Genomic DNA, 20,260 nt, shown 5'->3' with positions numbered 1-20,260 from the left:
TCGTAACCAGATCATCACCGTTGTGTCGTGGGCTACACGGCCACGTCGGTGGCCGAAATTACCGATCCTGGTGGCGGGCGGCGGAATCGAAGCTGCGCCCCCGCTGTCCGGCCACCGGGTCCCGCCCGATGCCGGCATGCCGCCCCGGATAAGCGCTGCGCCGTTCGGCTTTCGCCGCCATGTACAGCGCCGCCTGCGGACTGCGCGGCTCGGTCTCGAGCGGCACCGCCGTCACGATCAGCCCCGCATCGCGCACCGCGCCAACCTTGTCCGGGTTGTTGGTCATCAGGCGCACCGACCGCAGGCCCAGCGCGGCCAGCGCGTACGCGGCATGGTCGTAGGTGCGGGAATCGTCGGGATGCCCCAGGCGGCGATAGGCATCGAAGGTATCGGCCCCGGTCTCCTCGCCGAGATGCAATCCCATCGCCTTGACCTCGAGGCCCGCGCCGCGGCCCTCCTGCTCGAGATAGATGAGCACACCCTGCCCGCCCTCGCCCTGGATGAGGTCCATGGCCAGCTCGAGCTCGGGTCCGCAGTCACAGTCCTGGGAGCCGAGCACATCGCCGTAGAGACACCGGGAATGGATGCGTACCAGGCAGTCATCCGCCGGCTCCCCGAAGATCAGCATGTGCCCGACACCGGTTTCGTCGTGCACTTCCTTCACCCGCACCCGCAACTCACGCCCCTTCCGGAGCAACGAATGTGCGGTTGCCTGAAGCTCTTTCACGCCTGGTCCACCTGCCGCCCTGCCTCTGGCAATTATGGCCGAGCGGTCGATTTCAGGACATGAGTTGTCCGAAGAGCTCAGAACCCGGAGAGGCGACTCCGCATCAGGCGGGCCCGGGCACGCAGCAGCCGGGTGCGCTGGGGAGCCCAGCAGCCCACCGCCAGTCCGGCGATGGCCGCCGCGGCCGCCACCACCGGGACGATCCACTCGACGCCGGTGCCGTGCCCGACAACACCGGCCACGGCCGCGCAGGTGGCGCCGAACGCCGTGGCGAACGCCGCGTTCGACAATGCGCGCAGAGTACGGAGGACGCCCCAGCCCTGGGGCAGCTTGTGCCCGCGGTATTCGCGCTTGGCCTGAAGGTACTGATACACCCACGGATTGCGGGGCAGGATGAGCAGCGGCACCGGCTGCACCTTCACGCCGACGGCACGCAATTGCTCGACCTTGTCGGGATTGTTGGTCAGCAAGCGCACCGAGGCCAGTCCCAGATTCAGCAGCATCTTCGCGGCGGCGGTGTAGGTGCGCGAGTCCGGGGACAGCCCGAGCCGCGCATAGCTGGCGAACGTGTTCAGCTGCTCGCGCTGACTCAGCGAATATCCGCGAGCCTTGCCGACCAGGCCCGCTCCGCGGCCCTCCTGTTCGAGGTAGAGCAGCACCCCTCGGCCCTCGGCCTGGATCATGTCCATGGCCAGGTCGAGCTCGGGGCCGCAATCGCAGTCGTCGGAATGCAGAGCGTCGCCGTATAGGCAACGCGAGTGAATACGAACCAGACAGTCCGGTTCGATTCGACCGAAAACCAGCGCGTGACCGAGACTTTCGTCGGAATCGAGCGGAATCACCCGCACGGTGATGCTGCGGCCGTAGCGGGTGAAGACATGCTCGGTCTCATCATGCAGCGACTGCACGTTCGCTGTCGTCAAGCGATCCTCCGGTCGGGGATGGGATGCACAGTGGTGAGGCGATCACGAATCACGGGCACACGACGAGCCGCGAGCGATCGTATATCGGGCGCGGGAACCGCGCCCTGTTTCACGCGGGATCATTCCGGTGTCGACGCGTCGGCGTCCGGTCTACCTGCGACGATGGCGTCGATGGCGTCCGCGGACGGCATGGCGGCCGGGGCGGGACGACCGGCCGGCACTTGCGCGGCGCGCCGGATGAGGTCCGCCATTGCCGCTGTTGCCCAGACGAAATCGGCGGTTTCCGCGCAGCGGTCATGAGTGACCAGCCGATAGGTCAAAGCGGCGGAGAAGGCCGAGGCCGCACCGGTGACACCCGGCATGGGGTTGTCGAAGCGCGACACCTCCACGGTCCGTGCGCCCGGGTGGTGGATGGTGCATCGCGATCGCTCGATGACGACGACCGCACCCACACCACGCTTCAGCAACCAGGCCGCGACGGTCTCCGGCGGCTCGTCGGGCCGCAGTGCCGCGAGTTCCTCGGGTGAACCCACCAGATAGTCGATCGCGGACAGATTGACACTCATCGCGTGCGTGAGTGGGCGCTTGGGAGTCGCGTTCACGATCAGCCAGGGCGAGCTCGCCGCATCGACAGCGTTGTTCTGCGCGCTGACCGCCTCCAGGGCCCGCTCGATGACCGCCACCGACTGCTCGAAGGTCAGGACGACCGCGGTGACGTCGGTGATCGCCTGCAGATTGGACGCGACCTCGAGGTCCGCGGAGGCGAGCTGGGTACGACCGGCCTTGGCCGCGATGTTCGTGTAGTCCGCGCCGTCCTGCGGTGTGATCACGACCGTCACCGGGGTGCTGGCGCCCGGCACGACCTTGATCAGACTCGTATCGACGCCCTCCTGGGCGAGGTATTCCAGAATCTCGGCGCCTTCGCTGTCCTGACCGATCGCGGTGAGCAGGCGGGTGTCGAGCCCGAGGCGGGAGAGCGCGACCGCTCGCGTGAGCCCCTTCCCGCCCGGGCGCCGCCGGAAGTCTCCCCACATATCGATGCCCGGCGCGGGGAAGTGGTCCGTTTCGACGGCCATGTCCATGACCGCGTCACCGATGATCGTCACCGTTTGCCGTTCCGCCGCTTCGGGATCGGATTCCGAGGTCAGCAGCGTCGCCAGCGCGGTGAACGCCTTCTCCTCCGGGGCATCGCGGATGGTGCGGACGCTCGGCGCGGCGGGAATGGCTGTCGCACCTACCGCCTCGTGCAGCCGGCGCCAGTGCAGGGTGAGATAGCGGCGGCGGTCCATGAGTTTCTCGCCGTACAACTTGGCGAGATCGATGCCCTGCGGCCGATTGGCATCACCGAACAACCCCAGGCACAGCTCGGCGTCGACGATCAATCGGTCGGTGCTGTCCAGTTTGCATGCCGCGTGCCGAAGCGCCTCGGTCAGCGCACCCTCGGAGGTGGTTCCACCCAGGTGAGCGTAGCGACGAACCACGCTGAGCCGCAGCAGACTCCGGGTGTCGACCTGAGTCTTCTGGATCCGCCCGGAGCGCAGGCCCGCCCGCGTGCGCAGGCTCTTCAGTACCGCGACGACCGCGAAGACAGCGTTGTCCGGCGCCACGATGGCGGCTCCGGGGCCGTGAGGAATGTTGTCGGTGGCCATCAGACCCCAAGAATACCGCCGAACATGTTTAGTGAACAGCCAAAACGTCAATTCGGTTGTCGCAGCGGCAAATGCCGGGTACGAGCGGCAAAAACCACAGAGCCCGGGCAAATGCCATACTGATGGTGGCGAAGTACCGTGCCCACCAGGCAGGTTCGGGAGGTCCGGTGTCCGGAGTGCTTCTACTGATTCGACACATCCGCCGGCACAGACGCGGGGCGACCAGCGAGTGCGATGCGGAGCAGGACATCGATGTCGCGGTGGGCTAGGACGGAATCCGTCCGCGCCGCGACCGACACCATCCATCCCTGTCGCCAATCGCGCTGGCCGACACCATCATTCGCAGGCGACGGCCCACCGGCCGGTCGCCTTTCGAGGGTCGGCCGGTACCGGCATCCAGCGGCCGCGCGAGGGCGACACCCTTTCCGCCCCGGGGGCCACCGTGATCTATCCCAGTGTCAACTCGATCACCAGCAGCATCGCAGTCTTCGAATGGGCGCAGCGACGCCCGGACTGCCCGGAACCGGCATGGGAGCTCAGCTGGCGGTCTCGGCCGTTGCTGACTCGCGAACAAGCGCTGGCGGCAATGGAACTCACCGAAATCCTGTGCACCCCGCTCGTCGGCTCCGGCACGGTGTGGCAGCGCGTGCAGAGCATCGCCGCCGAACTCGACATCGATATCGAAGCAGCCTGCGACATCCTGCGCAGGCGCCGGCAGGAACGGGGGGACTCGTGACCATCTACGCTACCGACGACTGGACGATGACCAGCGACGTCACCGGAGAGAACGCCGTGCGGGTCGCCGACAGGTGGACCTTGGCGTGGCGGTGCAGCTGGCTGCCGGATCGGCTGCTGACCCGCGCCCAGGCGCTGGCGGCCATGGTCCTGGCCGAAATCGTCGCCGTCGATCCGTATCCGCGGGACGAAATCGTCCAGGGCCGCCTGATCGCCAGCGCGGGCGAACTGGGGATTCCGGTGGAGCAGGCGATGTTTCTGCTGCGCCGGCGGTCGGCATGAGCAGAGGCGACGCCGGAAACGGGGTCGTGACGATCTTCGACCGCGGTACCGCCCGTGGGTCGACAACGGGGAAAGGAGTTGGCACAGCCGACATTCAGGGCGGGAGCAGGAGACTCGATGACGTTGCGACCGACCAGCATTCGATGAGGGAGCAGACAGCCCGGCGCGGGACGTCGACCGCGACCGAGCGCACCACAGCGCGAACGGGCAGCGATCCTGCCGCGGGCGTGCACGGCCGAGGGAGGGCCCCATGATCGACATCACCACGACCGCCATGACCAGCACCATCAGCCCCGAGTATGCGATCCGCGAGCACCGGGGCAGCGAAGCGGTCTGGCGCCTGAGCTGGCTTCCGACCCACCGGCTCACCCACGAACAGGCCCGCGCCGGAATGGAATTGGACGAAATCCTGTCCGATCCGGCCGTCGTCTACGACGAAGCCGCCCACCTGTGCGCCGCCGACCTGGCCACCCGAGTCGGCATCGGCGTCGAACGCGCGGTACTCCTGCTCGCGCAACGCCTGGCCGCACGGATGTACCGCCAGGACACTCCCCGAGAGACCGACGAGGAGGACGAACGACCCGAATCGATCGTCGCAGGATGGGCAGCCACCGCCCACCGTCCTTCGACGACAGGCGCCCGCTCCCGCCACCTGTGGGCCTGACCGACCTGGCCCGCACGACGATTCGCCGCACCCGATCGGTCCCTATGAGGCGTAGGGCCGCCGCCCCTGCGAGGTCAGTGGCCGGGATCGGTTGTCAGGCGCGGGTTTTGTGTTCGGCGCCGACCGCGTCGGCCAGGGTGGTGTAGCCGTGGGCGCGGAGTTTGGCGGCGAGGCCGCGGTGGATGTGCTTGGCCCACAACGGGCCGCCGTAGATGAAGCCGGTGTAGCCCTGGAGGAGGGAGGCGCCGGCGAGGATGCGTTCCCAGGCCTGGTCGGCGGTTTCGATGCCGCCGACGGAGATGAGGGTGAGTTCGCCGCCCACTCGGCTGTAGAGGCGGCGCAGCACTTCGAGGGAGCGGTCGGCGACGGGGGCGCCCGAGAGGCCGCCTGCGCCGATCGGTTCCACGTCGGCGGCGGGGGTGGCCAGGCCGTCGCGGCGGATGGTGGTGTTGGTGGCGACGATGCCGGCCAGGCCGAGTTCGACGGCGAGGTCGGCGACGGCGTCGATGTCCTCGTCGGACAGGTCGGGGGCGATCTTGACCAGGACGGGGACCGAGACGGTGTCGAGGACCGCCTGCAGGATCGGGCGCAGCGAGGTCACCGCCTGCAGGTCGCGCAGGCCGGGGGTGTTGGGGGAGCTGACGTTGACGACCATGAAGTCGGCCAGCGGGCCCAGCAGTCCGGCGGAGATGGCGTAATCGCCCGCGGCGTCCTCGGGTTCGACGATCTTGGTCTTGCCGATGTTGGCGCCGATGGGGACGCCGCCGGGCAGGCGGTGGGCCAGGTGTTCGGCGGCGGCGGCCGCGCCGAAGTTGTTGAAGCCCATGCGGTTGATGAGCGCCCGGTCCGCGGGCAGGCGGAACAGCCGGGGGGCCGGGTTGCCTGGTTGTGCCTGGGCGGTGACGGTGCCGATCTCGGCGTAGCCGAAACCGAGCGGGCCCCACGCGTCGACGCCGTCGGCGTTCTTGTCGAAGCCGGCGGCCAGACCCAGCGGCGCGGGGAAGTCCACGCCGAACACGCGGGTGCGCAGGATCGGATCGTCGGCCACCAGCAGCCTGCCGGTCAGCGCGCGGCCCGGGGCGAAGCGGGTCGCGAGCCGCATGGCGGCGAAGGCCAGATGGTGGATGCGTTCCGGCGGCAGCAGGAACATCACCTTCAGCAACAGGCTGTACAGGCGCTCGTACATGGGGGGTTACATCACCGCCTCGGGTGTCGGGGATAGCAGGGGGGTCGTCTTGCGGCGGCGCAGCAACACGCGACGGCTGCCGTCGGTGTAGGCCCGCACCCGCGACAACTCCCAGCCACCGTATTCGGCGTGGATGGACAGTCGCATGGAGGCGGTGACCCTGCTGATGCCGGGCGGCAGCCGCAGGGGCACGTATTCCCATTCGTCGCTGGATTCCTCCCAGCCCTCCGGCAATGTGCGCGATTGATGCGCCGATCGTGAGGCCCGAGCCATCACTGCCCTCTCTTCCGCTGGTCCGCGCCGATCCGTTGCAGACCGTCACCGGTCGCGGATCCCACGAACATGTCACCGGTGCGGCCGTCGATGGTCACCGCGTTGGGCTGGCGCACCGTCGGGTAGCGCCCCACCTCTACCGGTATACCCGTCGACAGGTCGTAGCCGACGACTTCGTTGCTGCCTGTCAGCGTCACCCACACGGTCTCGGACCGCTGATCGTAGGCGAGTGCGTAGGGCGAAGAGCCTACCGGGAAACGCTGGTGCAGGACCAAGGGATCGGCGGTGTAGACCAGCAGTTCCTGCCCGGCGGTGTCGGTGACGAGGCGGCGGCCGAAGTGGTCGCCGATCATGTTCGACGCCCCGTCGCCCGCGCGCAGCGACAGCCCGAGCTTGCTGGAGCCGTCGAGTTGGACGATGGCGGTCTGGCGGCGATCGAGCACGACCACCGCGCCGTCGCCGGCCTCGACGGCATCGGCGGAGGACAGGCCCGAAATGGTGTGGCGCACAGTGCCGTCCGCGTCCAGCAGCAGCACCTTGCCGTTGGCCAGGCCCGCCACCAGCGAGCCGTCGGGGCGCAGCGCCACCGCGTGCACGTCGCCGTCTATCGCGATCTCGGTGACCTTGGCCGAGGCGGCGTCGATGCGGAGGATCCTGCCGGGCACCGCGACGAGGATCTCGCCGGGCTTGCCGAGGGCCAGCGTGGCGGCCTTGCCGGGCAGCGGGACATCGGTGGTCCGGTGGTTGCCGGGCGTGGCGGTGTCGGTGAGCCGCAGCACGGGTTTGTCGCCGGCGGTGGTCGCGGCGGCCAGGATTCCGGTGGCCGGTTCGGAGACCAGCAGCGAGATCGGGGTGCTGGGGGTCACCTCCCCGGCGGGGGCCGCGGTGGCCGCGGGCGCGGCGGCGGGGGTGGCCGGGTCGCGAGTGGCGTTGTCGGCGTTGTTCTCCTGGGAGGAACAGCCCGCCAGCAGGGTCACCACGGTCACACCCGCGAGGGCTGAACCGATCCAGCCGCGACGGCGCATGCAGCGAACTCCTTACTGACCGAACTGACCGACGAAATCATGCGTGCTCTCTTATCTGACCATGATCCGTCACCACACCCGACAAGCGGGGGTCTTCGCGGCGGTGTGCCGCGCGCCTCCCGGGCCGATTTGCATGATGTGACATGGGCTTTCGGTGGCGCTGTCGGCCGGTGCGGTTACCGTGGAAGGCAAAAGCGTGCTGTATCAGGGAGATCTGTTGGTAGCCGACCGCACTCCGGGCTTCACCGTCGAAGACGTGACGGTGGGTCGTTACGCGCACGGGTTCGGGGTCACCGCGGACGGGCGGTCGTTCGCCTTCCGCACCCACCGTGCGACCCTCACCCTCGAGATCTACCGGCTCGGGCTGGCCACCGCCGTGCCCGGCCCCGAGGACGTCGAAGCGGTGGCGCTGGCGCCGGTGACCGATATCGATCTCGACGACGAGCGCAGCGTGGTGGCGCTGGTGCGCGATCTGATTCCGCAGGCCACGCCGGTACCGGCCGCGCAGCTGCGGGAGGCCGTCACGGTGCGGGCACTGCTGGGCCGGCTCAGCGCGGTCATCGACGGCATGTGAGCCGCTCGCACGGAACCGGGTGTCTGTGACACAGGAATCACCCTCGGACGCGGCGCGTGACAAACTAACGGCACACAACCGCAGTTCGAGCTGACGAGGATGTTGATGCGACTTCGACGACCGGCCGCCGCCGCGCTCCTGTTGACCGTGCTCGGCGCGTCGATCGCCGCGTGCGGCGGGGGCGACGACGAGTCCAAGGTGGCCCAGGCACGGTCCTCGGCGTACGCGGCACTGAGTTCGTCCTCGGCGGCCGCGGCCGCGCAGAGCAGCGCCAACAAGCCGGCCATCCCGACCGCGCAGGAGCTGGACGCGCAGATCAAGAGCGCGCTGGATCCGAATCTGCCCGACAGTGACCGGACCGCGCTGATCGAGGACGGGCAGGCGTTCAAGGACGCGATCCCGGACATGTACAAGGCGCTGGCCGATCATCCGCGCGCGGTGTACGGGGTCAAGGATCCGGTGTTCGACAACCACGACGGCACCCTGACCGCGACGCTGAGCCTGGACAAGGACGGCACCGGCACCGATGTGCGCACCACGGTGGTGCATTTCGTGTACAGGGACGGGCACTGGAAGATCTCGCGCACCGACCTGTGCGGCATCTTGCGTTCGGCCGACTACAAGACCGCGGCCTGCGGCTGATGCTCGAGGCCGGATCCCTGCGGTGGGGGCGGCTGATCCACCGTTTCCGGTTCGTGGTGTTCGCCGTGTTCGGTCTGGTCGTGCTGGCGTCGGGGTGCTATGGGCGGGACCTGGGTGATCACCTCACCCAGGAGGGCTGGTTCGACGAGTCCAGTCAGTCGGTGGCGGCGTCGAAGCTGGCCGATGCCACCTTCGGGCGCGACACGGACGCGGATCTGATCGCCATCTACACCGCCCCGCCCGGGCTGACCGTCGACGACGAGCCGGTGCGGTCGGCGGTGGCGGCGGAGTTGACCCGGCTGCGCACCGAGCATCCCGATCGGATCCTGAAGATCGACTCGTATTGGGACGGCGCGCTGATGGGGCAGTTCGCCGACGCCTCGCGCACGCACGCCTTCGCCAGCATCGGGCTGCGCGGGGCCGGCGGCACCGACACGGTGAACAACTATCTGGCCATCAAGAGCGAATTCCACGCGGGCGCAACCGGTTCCGGGCCCGGCGGGACGACGGTGCAGCTGGCCGGACTGCAGCCGGTGGTGGAGGGCATCAATACCGGCATGCAGGACGACATCCACCGGGCGGAGCTGATCGCGCTGCCGCTGGTGGCGATCCTGCTGTATTTCGTGTTCGGCGGGGTGGTGGGGGCGCTGCTGCCGGTGCTGATCGGCGGCATGACGATCCTGGGCAGCCAGGGCATCATGCGGCTGCTGACGAATCATCTGCAGGTCAACGTGTTCGCCTCGGCGGTGGTCACGCTGGTGAGCCTGGGGCTGGCGATCGACTACGGGCTGTTCGCGGTGACCCGGTTCCGGGAGGAGCTGGCGGCGGGCCGCAGTGTCGAGGAGGCGGCCGCGCGGACGGTGGCGACGGCCGGGCGGACGGTGTTGTTCTCGGCGGCGATCATCGCGGTGAGCCTGGGCGCGTTGTTCATCTACCCCAATGGTGTGCTGCGGTCGGTGCCGCTGGGCGGTATCTCCTCGGTGCTGCTGGCGGCGGTGCTGTCGGTGACGGCGCTGCCGGCGGTGTTGTCGATCGTGGGGCGGCGCATCGATCTGTGGGGATGGCACGGACTGGCCAGTGTGCGCACCGCCGAGCAGATCGATGCCGGATTCTTCTCGCGGCTGGCGCTTTTCGCGATGCGCAAGCCGTGGCGGGTGATCGTGCCGGTGGTGCTGATGCTGCTGGTGCTGATCCTGCCGTTCCGCAGTATCGAGTTCGGGGGGCTGAGCGAGCGGTATCTGGCCTCGGACAATCCGGCGCGGGTGGCGCAGCAGGACTTCGACCGCATGTTCCCGCAGTTCCGCACCGAGCCGTTGAAGCTGGTGGTGGTGGGCGCGAATCCGCAGCAGCTCTCGGATATCCGCTACGCCGCCAATCAGATGGTCGGCCCGGAGATGACGGGGCCGTTCGATCCGGCCGCGCCGACCAAGGATCAGGTGACGGTGCTGGCCAGCGGGCTGCGCGACAAACGCGACGCCGACAGCGTGATCGCGGCGCTGCGCTCGATCCCGCAACCGGACGGGGTGCACGTGATGGTCGCGGGTGTGCCCGCGCTGGAACGGGATTCGATCCAGGGATTGATCAAGGGGCTGCCGCTGCTGGCGGCGATCCTGGTCGTGGCGGCGATCGCGTTGATGTACGCGGCGTTCCGGTCGCTGGTGCTGGCGATCAAGGCGGTGGTGATGAGCGCGCTGAGCCTCGGCGCCACCCTGGGCGTGCTGACCTGGATCTTCGTGCAGGGCCACGGCGCGAGCCTGTTCGACTTCACGCCGGGCCCGCTCATGTTCGCGGTGCTGGTGCTGATCGTGACGGTGCTGTTCGGCCTGTCGACCGACTACGAGGTGTTCCTGCAGTCGCGGATGGCCGAGGCGCGCGCGGCGGGCGCCGAGGCGCCCGAGGCGATCCGCTACGGCATCGCCCACACCGGCGGTGTGATCACCTCGGCCGCGGCGATCCTGATCGTGGTGACCGGGGCGTTCGGGTTCTCGGATCTGGTGCTGATGAAATACATTGCCTACGGCATGATCGCGGCACTGGTGTTGGACGCCACCGTGATCCGCATGCTGTTGACTCCTGCGGTATTGAAGTTGGTCTGGCGATGAGCGTGCTCAAAGGCGCGAACCTGTTGGTGATGTTCCTGCTGGAACTGTTGGTGCTGGGTGCGGCCGCGTGGTGGGGGTTCACCGTGTCGGCCCCGATCGCGGTGCGGGTGCTGCTGGGGCTGGCGGCCCCGGCGGTGTTCATCGTGGTGTGGGCGCTGTTCGGTGCGGCCAAGGATCCCCGGTTCCCGCAAACCGGTTGGCGGCGTGTCGTTTTGGAGGTCGTGTGGTTCGGCGCGGCGGCGGTGCTGCTGGGCCTGGCCTGGACTCCGGTCGCGGGTGTGGTGATGTTCGCGGTGTGGCTGGGCAACGGCGCGCTGCGGCTGCTGTGGGGTCAGCAGCAGCTCTGATCAGTGCTGCCGCCGTGCGAGCCGGGGCGAATGCGCCTGGCCCGCACGGGTTGCGGCGAATCAGCCGCGGACGGGCAGCACCAGTTGCGCGCCGGTCACCGGGTGGTCGAAGACGTCGACCGGGTGCTGGTAGACGCGGGAGAGCAGTTCCGGGGTGAGGATCTGGCGGGGCGGGCCGTCGGCGGCGATGCGCCCGGCTTCCAGGACCGCGACCCGGTCGGCGTAGGCGGCGGCGACACCGAGATCGTGCAGCACGACCACGACGGCCGCGCCCGCGGCGGCACGCTCGCGCGCCAGGTGCAGCACCTGCTCCTGGTGGCCGAGATCGAGTGCGGCGGTGGGCTCGTCGAGCAGCAGGGTCGCGGTGTCCTGGGCCAGTACCCGGGCCAGGGCGACGCGGGCGCGTTCGCCGCCGGACAGGGCCGGGAAGGGGCGCTCGGCGAAGCGTTCGACGTCGGTGGCGGCCATAGCGGCGGCGATCGCCTCGTCGTCGTGGTCCTGGCGGCCGGTACGTGCCCACGGGGAGCGTCCCATGGCCACCACTTCGCGTGCGCGGAACGGGAATCCGACGGTGTGCGATTGCGGCAGCACCGCGCGGCGGCGCGCCATGTCCAGATGGGTCCAGTGGGTCAGGGCGTGCCCGTCGAGTTCGACACTGCCGCCGGAGAGTTCGAGTTCCCCGGCAAGGGCGGCCAGCAGTGTGGACTTCCCGGCGCCGTTGGGTCCGACCAGCGCCACGATCTGCCCGGCGATCACCGGGAAGTCGATGCCCTCGAGGACCGTGCGGTCGCCGCGCTTGGCACTGACGTTGCGGGCGCGCAAGGTGACCGCGCCCGGTTCGGGTGTCTCCGGCAGTGCGGGGGCACGTCCGAGAATCGTTGCCAGCTCGCGCAGGCCGCTCATGCCCAGCCTCCCGATCGTGCGCGGGTGCGGCGCAGCAGCCAGAAGAAGAACGGCCCGCCGACCAGCGAGGTGATCATGCCCAGCGGCAGGTCCGCGTTGTGGACCAGGGCACGGGCGCCGATGTCGGCGGCGACGAGCACCGCCGCGCCGAGGATCGCCGACAGCGGAATCAGCACCCGGTGTCCGGGCCCGACGAGCATGCGCACCAGGTGCGGCACGATCAATCCGACGAACAGGATGATGCCGGTGAACGCGACGCCGGCGGTGGCGAGCACCGCGACAACGACGATGATGTTGCGCCGCAACCGTTCCACGTCGACCCCGAGGTGGCGGGCCGCGGATTCACCGAGGGCGAGCAGGTCCAGACGCGGGGCCATCCAGATCGCGGCCGCGATGCCCAGCAGGGTCAGCGGCCACACCACGTTGACCGCCTGCCAGCTGGCGCCGTTGAGACTGCCCATCTGCCAGAACACCAGCTGATCGCGGGCCGCCGGGGATGCCTTGAACAGCAGGAACGAGATGACACCACCGGCGAAGGCGTTGATGGCGACGCCGGTGAGAATCAAGGTCACCACCTCGGTGCGCCCGCCCGAGCGCGAGAGCAGATACACCAGCAGGGTGGTGCCCAGCCCGGCGACGAACGCGCCCGCCGCCACCGACCAGGCTGCGGTGAACGCGCCGCCGACCACGATGACCGCACCCGCCCCGACGGCCGCGCCTGCGGACACGCCGATGACGCCGGGTTCGGCGAGCGGGTTGGCGAACACGCCCTGCAGCAGCGCGCCCGCGGTGGCCAAGGCGGCGCCCACGAGCACCGCGAGCACGACGCGCGGGAACCGTACCTCCCACAACGTCACGTAGCCGGCGGGATGGTGGGGCAGCGGCCCCCAGTCGAGCCCGATGCGGTGGAACACGCTGCCCGCGACCTCGGCGGGGCTGGTCGGCACCTGCCCAATGGCCGCGGAGATCAGGGCCAGCACCACCAGCCCGGCCAGGCCCGCGGCGAAGATCAGCATGGTGCGCGGCCGGCGGCGCCGACCGGCCGGAGCCGGGTCCACGCTCGCCGGCAAACGGTGTGCGGCAACCGATTCCCTCTCCGAATCGGCGACCTCGACTGCCCCGCGACCGGTGGCCGGGCTGCCGGACTCCACGGCGGCAGCCGGGTTCGCCCGCTCGGCCATCGCCCGCTCGGCCTCGTCGCGCTCGCCCGGGGGCGAGATCGGCTCCTGTGCACTGGGCCGGTTCGCCGCGCGGTCGGCGGCCGGGTCGGTCCCGTCGCCGTCCGGTGTGGCGGCAGCGCCGGGCGGGCCGGCCGAATCGGGTTGCGGGGTCCGGGGGTCGGTCATGCGTTGCTCGTGCCGTAGACGGCCTTGACGAGGGCGGCCAGGACGCGGCCGGTGTCGGGGCCGAAGGACAGCAGGACGGCGTCGGACATGTCGACGACGCGGCGGTCACGTCCGGCGGGGGTCTGGGCGACGCCGGGGATCTTCTCCAGACCGTCGATGCCGCCGACGGAGGCCAGGCCGTCGCTCATGAGCAGGAAGACGTCCGGGGCGGCGGCGATCATGGCTTCGCTGGTGATGGGCAGGAAGTCCTGGGTGATGCCAGAGGCGGTGCCGGCGTCGATGCCGCCGAGGGCGGTGATCAGCGAGTCGGCGCCCGAGCCGGGTCCGGCGATCATGGTGATGGCGGTGCTGCGCAGGTACAGGAACGCGATCTTGGGCTTCGAATTCTGGTGTGGCACCGAGGCGGTGGCCGCGGAGATCTCGTCGCGGGTGCGCTGGGCCAGGGCCTTGCCGGCGTCGGGGACGCCGAGGGCGGCGGCGACGGCCTGGATCTGGGGGACGACGCCGTCCATGGTGCGCTGCGGGTCGAAGTAGACCACGGTGATGCCGAGGGCCTTGAGCTGCTCGCGCAGGGCTGGGGTGACGGCGGTGGTGTCGGTGAGGAATACCGTGGGCCGCAGTGCCGCAACCGATTCCACGCTCAGGGTGCCCGAGCCGCTGGAGACGGTGGGCAGGTCCTCGACGGCAGGGAACGCCGCAGAGTTGGAGCGGCCGACCAGTTTTGACCGGAGGCCGAGCGCGACGACGGTCTGGGCGAGGGTGCCGTAGCGGTCGGCGGCGATGATGCGGCTGGTGTCGGTGACGGTGACGTCGCTGCCGTCGAAGGACTTCACGGTCGCGGGCAGCACCGGGGTGGGTTCGGGTCCGATCGCCACCGGGTTCAGGTCGCCGACGCTGGCGGTCACCGGGCCGTGGGTGCCGCCGCTGCCGGAGGTGCCGCCGCTGCAGGCGGTGACGCCCGCGACCAGGCCGATGCCGAGCAGCATGATCAGCAGCGGGCGTGCGGCCGAGCGGGCATTCACGAGACACCTCATGCAGGTAAGGTTAGCCTTGCTCATTCTGTGCGTGCGCTCACGTCTCCGAGTGCCGCGGTGATGGCACGCGGCAGCTCGAGGGTTTCGGCGGCCAGAATCCCGGTGAGCTGCCCGATATCCCGCGCCCCGACCAGCATCGTCGCCACCGCGGGCTGATCGCGGATCCAGGCCAGCGCCACCGCCAGCGGTGAGGTGCCCAGCCCGTCGGCGGCGGTGACCACCGCGTCCACCACCCGCACCGCGCGATCGTCGAGGTGCGCGGTGATCTCGGCGGCGGTGGCCTCGTCGGCGCCGCGCGAGTCGGCGGGCACGCCGTCGCGGTATTTGCCGGTGAGGATGCCCCCGGCCAGTGGCGCGGTGGCGATCAGGCCGATGCCGTGATGCTGTGCGGCGGGCACGAATTCGTGCTCCACCCCGCGCGCGAGCAGCGAGTACTGGGTGGTCGCGGCGGTGATGGGCGCCGCGGCCGCCAGGGTGGCCAGCTGCCAGCCGTCGTAGCCGCGCGCGCCCGCGTAGCGCACCCGCCCCGAGCGCACCGCCCACGACAGGGTGTCGGCGATCTCCTCGAGGGGGGTGTGCGGGTCCCAGGCGGCGACGGTCCACAGGTCGAGGTGGTCGGTGCCGAGCTGGCGCAGGGTGTGGTCGAGCTGGCGCCGCATGGTGCGCCGGGAGGCGTCGACGGTCCAGCGCACGGCGGCGGGCGCTTCGGCGGCGGCATCGCTGAGTATCGGTGTGTATCCGGCACTTCCGGACAGCACGAGGTCCTCGCGGCCGATCTCGGAGAGCAGTTCGCCGAGAATGTGTTGCGCGGCGCCGTCCCCGTAGGCGGGGGAGGTGTCGACCAGGGTGCCGCCGGCTTCGACGAACGCCATCAGCTGGGCGGCCGCGTCCTCGGCGTCGGTTTCCCTGCCCCAGGTGTGGGTGGCCAGCCCGAGCCTCGAGACCCGCAGTCCGCTGCGGCCGACCGTCCGTTGTTCCATCACCGCGCTTGCACTTTCGTCACACGCGTCAGCCTAGGCCCACCTGTCGCATCTGCCGGGCTACGGCCCGCGGCGAGCGCGGCGGGTCGATGTCCGTACCGGGCAACTCCGCCCATTTCGCGCATGCATGTCCGAATTCGGACACCCGCCCGGTAGGGTCGCTGCGGTGTTGCGGCGCGGATGCGCCGGGGCGGTGGCGGTTCGGGCGCGCTGTGGCGCCGAAATCCGCACCGGGAGCCGACGATTCGGGACTGGAGGGTGTGTGGGCGAGTCGATGACGTGGGTGCAGGCGCTGGTGCTGGGCCTGGTGCAGGGGCTGACGGAGTTTCTGCCGATCTCCTCCTCGGCGCATCTGCGGATCACCTCGGCGGTGTTCTTCGGTGACGATGCGGGCGCCTCGTTCACCGCGGTCACCCAGCTGGGCACCGAGGCGGCGGTGCTGGTGTACTTCACCAAGGACATCTGGCGCATCCTGGTCGCCTGGTGCACCACGATGTGGTCGAAGGTGGCCGCGCCGCAACGGGTTTCGGTGCCGGTGTCCGAGCGTGCGACCACCCGGCTGCCGGTGCTGACCGAGGACGGGCGCTTCTCCTTCGGCCCCGATCCCGACGTGCAGCGCGAACTGGACTATCGGATCGGCTGGTATGTGATCATCGCCACCGTCCCGATCGGGGTGCTGGGTCTGCTGCTGAAGGACCAGATCCGTACCGGCGCACGGAATCTGTGGCTGGTGTCGATCATGCTGATCGTGTTCGCCCTGGTGATCGCGGCCGCGGAGTACTACTCGGGCAAGGCCTACGGTCGCCGGCGCCGCCCGATCGAGCTGCTGACCACCCGCGACGGCCTGATCATGGGGCTGGCGCAGTGCCTGGCCCTCATTCCGGGCGTGTCGCGTTCGGGCGCGACCTCGTCGGCGGGCCTGTTCTGTGGGCTGACCCGGGAGGCGTCGGTGCGGTTCTCGTTCCTGCTGGCGATCCCGGCGGTGCTGGCCTCGGGCCTGTTCAGTCTCCCCGACGCGTTCGAACCCGCTGGTGAGGGCCTCAATGCGTCGGGCCCGCAGCTGCTGGTGGCGACCATCGTGTCCTTCGCGGTCGGGTATGCCTCGGTGGCGTGGCTGCTGAAGTTCGTGGCGCGGCACTCGCTGGACTGGTTCGTCGGTTACCGCATCCTGCTGGGGTTGACGGTGCTGGTGCTGCTGACGACCGGCGTCGTGCCGGCGACGTAGCCAGTAGGCTGTCCCGGTGACGGTGATCCTGTTGCGGCACGGCGTGTCCACGTCGAATACCGCTCGCACCCTGGCCGGCCGCAGTGCGGGCGTCGATCTGACCGACCGCGGACGCGAACAGGCGCAGAGCCTGATGGAGCGGCTGGGATCACTGCCCATCGAACACATCGTGTGCTCACCGCTGCTGCGCTGCCAGCGCACCGTCGCCCCCCTGGCCGACAAACTCGGACTCGAACCCGAACCCGACGAACGCCTGCTCGAGGTCGACTACGGCGACTGGACCGGCAAGGCCCTGGCGGACCTGATGAGCGAGCCATTGTGGAAGGTGGTGCAGCGCCACGCCTCGGCGGCGACCTTCCCCTCCGGAGAGTCCTTGGCACAGGTGCAGTTTCGGGCCGTGTCCGCTGTCCGCGAACGGGATCGGCAGTTCGCGGCCCGGCATGGTAGCGATGTGTTGTGGATTGCGTGCACGCACGGCGACGTCATCAAATCGGTGCTGGCCGACGCGTTCGGCATTCACCTCGACGGGTTCCAGCGCATCGTGGTGGAGCCGGCGTCGATCAGCGTCATCCGCTACACCCCGACCGCCCCGTACGTGTGGCGGGTCAACGACACCGGGACGGACCTGTCCGCGTTGGCGGCGATTTCACCGCGAACCGGCGGCGAATCGCACTCGGGGCCGGTTCCCGGCGGGGAAACGGGTACCACCATCAGTACGGATAATGGGGTAGCGGAACGCCCCGATTCATAAGTGTGAGTGAACCGAATGGAGGTGCAATGGGCCGAGCAATCCATATCTTCCGCACCCCCGATCGTTTCGTCGCCGGCACCGTCGGCGAGCCGGGCGACCGCGCGTTCTACCTGCAAGCCGTGCAGGACCCGCGGGTGATCAGCGTGCTGCTGGAGAAGCAGCAGGTGAAGGTGCTGGCCGATCGGATGGGTCTGCTGCTGGACGAGGTACAACGACGCTTCGGCACCGCCGTGCCGCCGCAGGCCGCCGATGTGGCCGACACCGCGCCGTTGATCACCCCGATCGATGCCGAATTCCGGGTCGGCACCATGGGTTTGGGCTGGGACGCCGACGCGGGCGCGGTGGTGGTGGAGCTGCTGGCGATCACCGAGACCGAGGTGGACGAATCGGTGGTGCTCGACGACACCGAGGAGGGTCCCGACGCGGTGCGGGTGTTCCTGACCCCGGTGCAGGCGCGCGAGTTCGCGCTGCGCACGGCGCGCGTGATCGCCGCCGGACGCCCGCCGTGCCCGCTGTGCGGGGAACCGCTGTCGTCCAAGGGGCACATGTGCGTGCGCACCAACGGCTACAAGCGCGGCGACATCTTCGGCGCCAATGAACTCGAGGAATGACGGCGTGAGCGAGGACGGGCTGCGCACCGCCGAGCTGACGGTGATCGGGCAGGTCACCACCGCCAGCAATGTCACGCTGGTCTGCGAGACCGACGGCGCGGGGCTGCGGGTGGTGTACAAGCCGGTGCGCGGGGAGCGGCCGCTGTGGGATTTCCCCGACGGCACGCTGGCCGGGCGGGAGGTGGCCTCGTATCTGGTGTCGGAGGCGATCGGCTGGGGCATGATCCCGGAGACCGTGTTGCGGGAGGGTCCTTTCGGGCCGGGCATGGTGCAGCGCTGGATCGAGACCGCCGAGGATGCCCCGGGCCCGGATCTGGTGGATCTGTGCCCGGTGGATGCGGTGCCCGAGGGGTATCGGGAGGTGTTGCGGGCGCTGGATCCGGGCGGGCATCCGGTGTCGCTGGTGCACGCCGATGATCCGCGGCTGCATCGGATGGCGGTGCTGGATGTGCTGCTCAACAATGCCGACCGCAAGGGCGGGCATGCCCTGGTCGGGCTCGACGGGCGGGTCTACGGTGTCGATCACGGCATCTGCCTGCACCGCGACCCGAAGTTGCGCACGGTGCTGTGGGGCTGGGCCGGTGAGCCGATCGGTGACGAATTGCTCACCGACATTACGGTTTTCGTCAAGGCGCTGCCCGGTGAGCTGGGTGAGCGGCTGGCGGAGTTCCTCACCGACGCCGAGATCGAGGCGCTCGAGGCGCGCGGGCGGGCCCTGCTGGAGGAGCCGGTGATGCCGATGCCGGTGAGTCAGCGCCCGATTCCCTGGCCCGCGTTCTGACCCGGTCGGCGGCGACGTTCGCCTCCTCGTGATTGCAACTCTTGACACCCTCGCGCCCGCGACTAGGGTGCTGGTCGGCCAGGGCGGGTGGGTGTCGCGCGGCACACCGGTGCGGGGGCGGCGGGAATGGGGCGCGATCACACCGTTAACCTCGATTCATGCAGTCCTGGTCCGATATCGCTGTCCCGACCGTTCCCGGATCCGGACCGGCGTTGCGGTTGTTCGACACCGCCGACAAGCAGGTGCGCCCGGTGACCCCCGGCGCCACCGCGACGATGTACGTGTGCGGCATCACCCCCTATGACGCGACCCATCTCGGGCACGCGGCCACCTATCTGACCTTCGACCTGGTCAACCGGTTGTGGCGCGACGGCGGGCACGAGGTGCACTACGTGCAGAACACCACCGATGTCGACGATCCGCTGTTCGAGCGCGCGCAGCGCGACGGCATCGACTGGCGCGAGCTCGGCACCCGGGAGATCAACCTGTTCCGTGAGGACATGGCCGCTTTGCGGGTGATCCCGCCGCGCGACTACATCGGCGCGATCGAGTCGGTGCAGGAGGTGGTGGAGCTGGTCGACAAACTGCTCGCCTCGGGTGCGGCGTATGTGGTCGACGATCCGGAGTACGCCGACATCTACTTCCGCCACGACGCGACCGAGCAGTTCGGGTACGAGTCCGGCTACGACCGGGCGACGATGGATCGACTGTTCGCCGAGCGCGGCGGGGATCCGCAGCGGCCGGGCAAAAGGGATCCGATCGACGCGCTGCTGTGGCGCGCGGAGCGGCCGGGTGAGCCGTCGTGGCCGGCGCCGTTCGGGGCGGGCCGTCCCGGCTGGCACATCGAGTGTGCGGCGATCGCGCTCAACCGCATCGGCACCGAGTTCGATGTGCAGGGCGGCGGCAGCGATCTGATCTATCCGCACCACGAGTATTCGGCCGCGCACGCCGAGGCGCTGGTGAAGGGACGCCGTTTCGCCCGCCACTACGTGCATGCGGGCCTGATCGGGCTCGACGGCGAGAAGATGTCGAAGTCGCGCGGCAATCTGGTGTTCGTGTCGAAGCTGCGCCGCGCGGGCACCGACCCGGCCGCGATCCGGCTGGGGCTGTTCGCGGGCCACTATCGCGCCGACCGGGAGTGGTCGGATGCGGTACTGGCCGAGGCGCTTTCGCGGCTGGAGCGGTGGCGCGCGGCGGTGGCGCTGCAGTCGGGTCCCGAGGCCGGTGACACGGTGGCGCGGGTGCGGCGGCATCTGGCCGACGATCTGGACACGCCGAAGGCGATCGCGGCGATCGACGCATGGGCGCAGCAGGCGCTGGCCTACGGCGGACCCGATACCGCGGCGCCGGGCCTGATCAAGGACACCGTCGACGCCCTGCTGGGTGTCGCGCTCTGAGCCGCCCGAGAGCGTGAGTCGAACGCGCGAGCCCGGATCAACGGAACCACGATCCTGGTGATCGCGATCGGTGCCTTCCTGCTCGCCGCGCGCCTTGCCACGC

22 protein-coding genes are annotated in these 20,260 nt (G+C 69.7%); 12 read left to right on the top strand and 10 right to left on the bottom strand.

Annotation, left to right across the window (positions count from 1 at the left end; genetic code table 11):
• Positions 1 to 58: 58 nt before the first annotated feature.
• The 3 genes from ACWEQQ_RS31180 to ACWEQQ_RS31170 form a co-directional block, all read right to left on the bottom strand.
• Positions 59 to 727, bottom strand: a complete 669-nt coding sequence (locus tag ACWEQQ_RS31180; RefSeq protein ID WP_452350750.1) for a GTP cyclohydrolase — start codon at positions 725 to 727, stop codon at positions 59 to 61.
• Between the two features lie 77 nt (positions 728 to 804).
• The gene (locus ACWEQQ_RS31175) at positions 805 to 1,650 is read right to left on the bottom strand and encodes a GTP cyclohydrolase II (RefSeq protein WP_452350749.1); all 846 of its coding nucleotides are present in this window, start codon (positions 1,648 to 1,650) and stop codon (positions 805 to 807) included.
• Positions 1,651 to 1,769: 119 nt separating this feature from the next.
• Positions 1,770 to 3,299 carry a carbohydrate kinase family protein gene (locus ACWEQQ_RS31170; protein WP_452350748.1) on the bottom strand — a complete coding sequence of 510 codons (1,530 nt, stop codon included), beginning with the start codon at positions 3,297 to 3,299 and terminating at the stop codon, positions 1,770 to 1,772.
• Positions 3,300 to 3,741: 442 nt separating this feature from the next.
• Here ACWEQQ_RS31170 and ACWEQQ_RS31165 point away from each other — a divergent pair, with 442 nt between their 5' ends.
• The 3 genes from ACWEQQ_RS31165 to ACWEQQ_RS31155 all read left to right on the top strand — a co-directional run bounded on the left by ACWEQQ_RS31165 (position 3,742) and on the right by ACWEQQ_RS31155 (position 4,980).
• Positions 3,742 to 4,035: a hypothetical protein gene (locus tag ACWEQQ_RS31165; protein ID WP_452350747.1), complete on the top strand. Its 294-nt coding sequence runs from the start codon at positions 3,742 to 3,744 to the stop codon at positions 4,033 to 4,035.
• Complete coding sequence (locus ACWEQQ_RS31160; RefSeq protein WP_379380806.1) at positions 4,032 to 4,316, top strand: hypothetical protein; 285 nt, start codon at positions 4,032 to 4,034, stop codon at positions 4,314 to 4,316. The genes ACWEQQ_RS31165 and ACWEQQ_RS31160 overlap by 4 nt, the downstream gene beginning before the upstream one ends.
• 250 nt (positions 4,317 to 4,566) lie before the next feature.
• Positions 4,567 to 4,980, top strand: a complete 414-nt coding sequence (locus tag ACWEQQ_RS31155) for a hypothetical protein (protein WP_452350746.1) — start codon at positions 4,567 to 4,569, stop codon at positions 4,978 to 4,980.
• A gap of 94 nt (positions 4,981 to 5,074) precedes the next feature.
• Here ACWEQQ_RS31155 and ACWEQQ_RS31150 read toward each other — a convergent pair whose 3' ends face one another.
• From ACWEQQ_RS31150 to ACWEQQ_RS31140, 3 genes are read right to left on the bottom strand one after another with little or no spacing between them, the layout of a single operon-like run.
• Positions 5,075 to 6,154: a quinone-dependent dihydroorotate dehydrogenase gene (locus tag ACWEQQ_RS31150; protein WP_452350853.1), complete on the bottom strand. Its 1,080-nt coding sequence runs from the start codon at positions 6,152 to 6,154 to the stop codon at positions 5,075 to 5,077.
• A gap of 18 nt (positions 6,155 to 6,172) precedes the next feature.
• A complete protein-coding gene (locus ACWEQQ_RS31145) occupies positions 6,173 to 6,439 on the bottom strand; it encodes a DUF5703 family protein (RefSeq protein WP_040857817.1) in 267 nt (88 codons plus the stop codon).
• The gene (locus tag ACWEQQ_RS31140; RefSeq protein ID WP_452350745.1) at positions 6,439 to 7,464 is read right to left on the bottom strand and encodes a hypothetical protein; all 1,026 of its coding nucleotides are present in this window, start codon (positions 7,462 to 7,464) and stop codon (positions 6,439 to 6,441) included. Before ACWEQQ_RS31140 ends, ACWEQQ_RS31145 begins: the two co-directional genes overlap by 1 nt.
• A 196-nt stretch (positions 7,465 to 7,660) precedes the next feature.
• On the opposite strand from ACWEQQ_RS31140, the gene ACWEQQ_RS31135 reads away from it, so the two are divergent.
• The 4 genes from ACWEQQ_RS31135 (at position 7,661) to ACWEQQ_RS31120 (ending at position 11,129) form a co-directional block, all read left to right on the top strand.
• Positions 7,661 to 8,038, top strand: coding sequence for a hypothetical protein (locus ACWEQQ_RS31135; protein WP_452339977.1), 378 nt, complete (start codon positions 7,661 to 7,663; stop codon positions 8,036 to 8,038).
• A gap of 105 nt (positions 8,039 to 8,143) precedes the next feature.
• A complete protein-coding gene (locus tag ACWEQQ_RS31130; protein WP_452350744.1) occupies positions 8,144 to 8,680 on the top strand; it encodes a hypothetical protein in 537 nt (178 codons plus the stop codon).
• Complete coding sequence (locus ACWEQQ_RS31125; protein WP_452350743.1) at positions 8,680 to 10,782, top strand: MMPL family transporter; 2,103 nt, start codon at positions 8,680 to 8,682, stop codon at positions 10,780 to 10,782. The genes ACWEQQ_RS31130 and ACWEQQ_RS31125 overlap by 1 nt, the downstream gene beginning before the upstream one ends.
• Complete coding sequence (locus ACWEQQ_RS31120) at positions 10,779 to 11,129, top strand: YrdB family protein (protein ID WP_452350742.1); 351 nt, start codon at positions 10,779 to 10,781, stop codon at positions 11,127 to 11,129. The genes ACWEQQ_RS31125 and ACWEQQ_RS31120 overlap by 4 nt, the downstream gene beginning before the upstream one ends.
• Before the next feature lie 60 nt (positions 11,130 to 11,189).
• On the opposite strand, the gene ACWEQQ_RS31115 is transcribed toward ACWEQQ_RS31120, so the two are convergent.
• The 4 genes from ACWEQQ_RS31115 to ACWEQQ_RS31100 all read right to left on the bottom strand — a co-directional run bounded on the left by ACWEQQ_RS31115 (position 11,190) and on the right by ACWEQQ_RS31100 (position 15,392).
• The gene (locus ACWEQQ_RS31115) at positions 11,190 to 12,032 is read right to left on the bottom strand and encodes a heme ABC transporter ATP-binding protein (RefSeq protein WP_452350741.1); all 843 of its coding nucleotides are present in this window, start codon (positions 12,030 to 12,032) and stop codon (positions 11,190 to 11,192) included.
• Positions 12,029 to 13,048, bottom strand: coding sequence for a FecCD family ABC transporter permease (locus ACWEQQ_RS31110; RefSeq protein ID WP_379446321.1), 1,020 nt, complete (start codon positions 13,046 to 13,048; stop codon positions 12,029 to 12,031). Before ACWEQQ_RS31110 ends, ACWEQQ_RS31115 begins: the two co-directional genes overlap by 4 nt.
• 326 nt (positions 13,049 to 13,374) lie before the next feature.
• Positions 13,375 to 14,412 carry a heme/hemin ABC transporter substrate-binding protein gene (locus ACWEQQ_RS31105; protein ID WP_452350740.1) on the bottom strand — a complete coding sequence of 346 codons (1,038 nt, stop codon included), beginning with the start codon at positions 14,410 to 14,412 and terminating at the stop codon, positions 13,375 to 13,377.
• A gap of 20 nt (positions 14,413 to 14,432) precedes the next feature.
• On the bottom strand, positions 14,433 to 15,392 hold the full coding sequence (locus ACWEQQ_RS31100; RefSeq protein ID WP_354832450.1) for an aldo/keto reductase: 960 nt from the start codon (positions 15,390 to 15,392) through the stop codon (positions 14,433 to 14,435).
• Between the two features lie 127 nt (positions 15,393 to 15,519).
• Here ACWEQQ_RS31100 and ACWEQQ_RS31095 point away from each other — a divergent pair, with 127 nt between their 5' ends.
• The 5 genes from ACWEQQ_RS31095 (at position 15,520) to mshC (ending at position 20,157) form a co-directional block, all read left to right on the top strand.
• Positions 15,520 to 16,617 (top strand): undecaprenyl-diphosphate phosphatase, encoded by a 1,098-nt coding sequence (locus ACWEQQ_RS31095; protein ID WP_452350739.1) that lies wholly within the window; start codon positions 15,520 to 15,522, stop codon positions 16,615 to 16,617.
• A 16-nt stretch (positions 16,618 to 16,633) separates the two neighbouring features.
• Complete coding sequence (locus tag ACWEQQ_RS31090) at positions 16,634 to 17,368, top strand: histidine phosphatase family protein (RefSeq protein WP_364610307.1); 735 nt, start codon at positions 16,634 to 16,636, stop codon at positions 17,366 to 17,368.
• A gap of 26 nt (positions 17,369 to 17,394) precedes the next feature.
• A complete protein-coding gene (locus ACWEQQ_RS31085) occupies positions 17,395 to 17,979 on the top strand; it encodes a DUF3090 domain-containing protein (RefSeq protein ID WP_452339970.1) in 585 nt (194 codons plus the stop codon).
• A complete protein-coding gene (locus tag ACWEQQ_RS31080) occupies positions 17,963 to 18,760 on the top strand; it encodes an SCO1664 family protein (protein WP_452350738.1) in 798 nt (265 codons plus the stop codon). The genes ACWEQQ_RS31085 and ACWEQQ_RS31080 overlap by 17 nt, the downstream gene beginning before the upstream one ends.
• A 158-nt stretch (positions 18,761 to 18,918) precedes the next feature.
• On the top strand, positions 18,919 to 20,157 hold the full coding sequence (gene mshC / locus ACWEQQ_RS31075; protein WP_452350737.1) for a cysteine--1-D-myo-inosityl 2-amino-2-deoxy-alpha-D-glucopyranoside ligase: 1,239 nt from the start codon (positions 18,919 to 18,921) through the stop codon (positions 20,155 to 20,157).
• Positions 20,158 to 20,260 lie beyond the last annotated feature (103 nt).

The organism is Nocardia sp. NPDC004123 (assembly GCF_053603795.1).
The sequence above is the reverse complement of the archived record's forward strand: the minus strand, read 5'-3'. Positions and strand labels throughout refer to the sequence as shown.

Excerpts from the sequence above, each read along its gene's own strand:
- ACWEQQ_RS31170 (WP_452350748.1), bottom strand. The coding sequence starts at position 3,299 with ATGGCCACCGACAACATTCCTCACGGCCCCGGAGCCGCCATCGTGGCG.
- ACWEQQ_RS31155 (WP_452350746.1), top strand. The coding sequence starts at position 4,567 with ATGATCGACATCACCACGACCGCCATGACCAGCACCATCAGCCCCGAG.
- ACWEQQ_RS31145 (WP_040857817.1), bottom strand. The coding sequence starts at position 6,439 with ATGGCTCGGGCCTCACGATCGGCGCATCAATCGCGCACATTGCCGGAG.
- ACWEQQ_RS31140 (WP_452350745.1), bottom strand. The coding sequence starts at position 7,464 with ATGCGCCGTCGCGGCTGGATCGGTTCAGCCCTCGCGGGTGTGACCGTG.
- ACWEQQ_RS31130 (WP_452350744.1), top strand. The coding sequence starts at position 8,144 with ATGCGACTTCGACGACCGGCCGCCGCCGCGCTCCTGTTGACCGTGCTC.
- ACWEQQ_RS31125 (WP_452350743.1), top strand. The coding sequence starts at position 8,680 with ATGCTCGAGGCCGGATCCCTGCGGTGGGGGCGGCTGATCCACCGTTTC.
- ACWEQQ_RS31120 (WP_452350742.1), top strand. The coding sequence starts at position 10,779 with ATGAGCGTGCTCAAAGGCGCGAACCTGTTGGTGATGTTCCTGCTGGAA.
- ACWEQQ_RS31115 (WP_452350741.1), bottom strand. The coding sequence starts at position 12,032 with ATGAGCGGCCTGCGCGAGCTGGCAACGATTCTCGGACGTGCCCCCGCA.
- ACWEQQ_RS31110 (WP_379446321.1), bottom strand. The coding sequence starts at position 13,048 with ATGCTGATCTTCGCCGCGGGCCTGGCCGGGCTGGTGGTGCTGGCCCTG.
- ACWEQQ_RS31105 (WP_452350740.1), bottom strand. The coding sequence starts at position 14,412 with ATGAGGTGTCTCGTGAATGCCCGCTCGGCCGCACGCCCGCTGCTGATC.
- ACWEQQ_RS31100 (WP_354832450.1), bottom strand. The coding sequence starts at position 15,392 with ATGGAACAACGGACGGTCGGCCGCAGCGGACTGCGGGTCTCGAGGCTC.
- ACWEQQ_RS31095 (WP_452350739.1), top strand. The coding sequence starts at position 15,520 with ATGTCCGAATTCGGACACCCGCCCGGTAGGGTCGCTGCGGTGTTGCGG.
- ACWEQQ_RS31085 (WP_452339970.1), top strand. The coding sequence starts at position 17,395 with ATGGGCCGAGCAATCCATATCTTCCGCACCCCCGATCGTTTCGTCGCC.
- ACWEQQ_RS31080 (WP_452350738.1), top strand. The coding sequence starts at position 17,963 with ATGAACTCGAGGAATGACGGCGTGAGCGAGGACGGGCTGCGCACCGCC.
- mshC (WP_452350737.1), top strand. The coding sequence starts at position 18,919 with ATGCAGTCCTGGTCCGATATCGCTGTCCCGACCGTTCCCGGATCCGGA.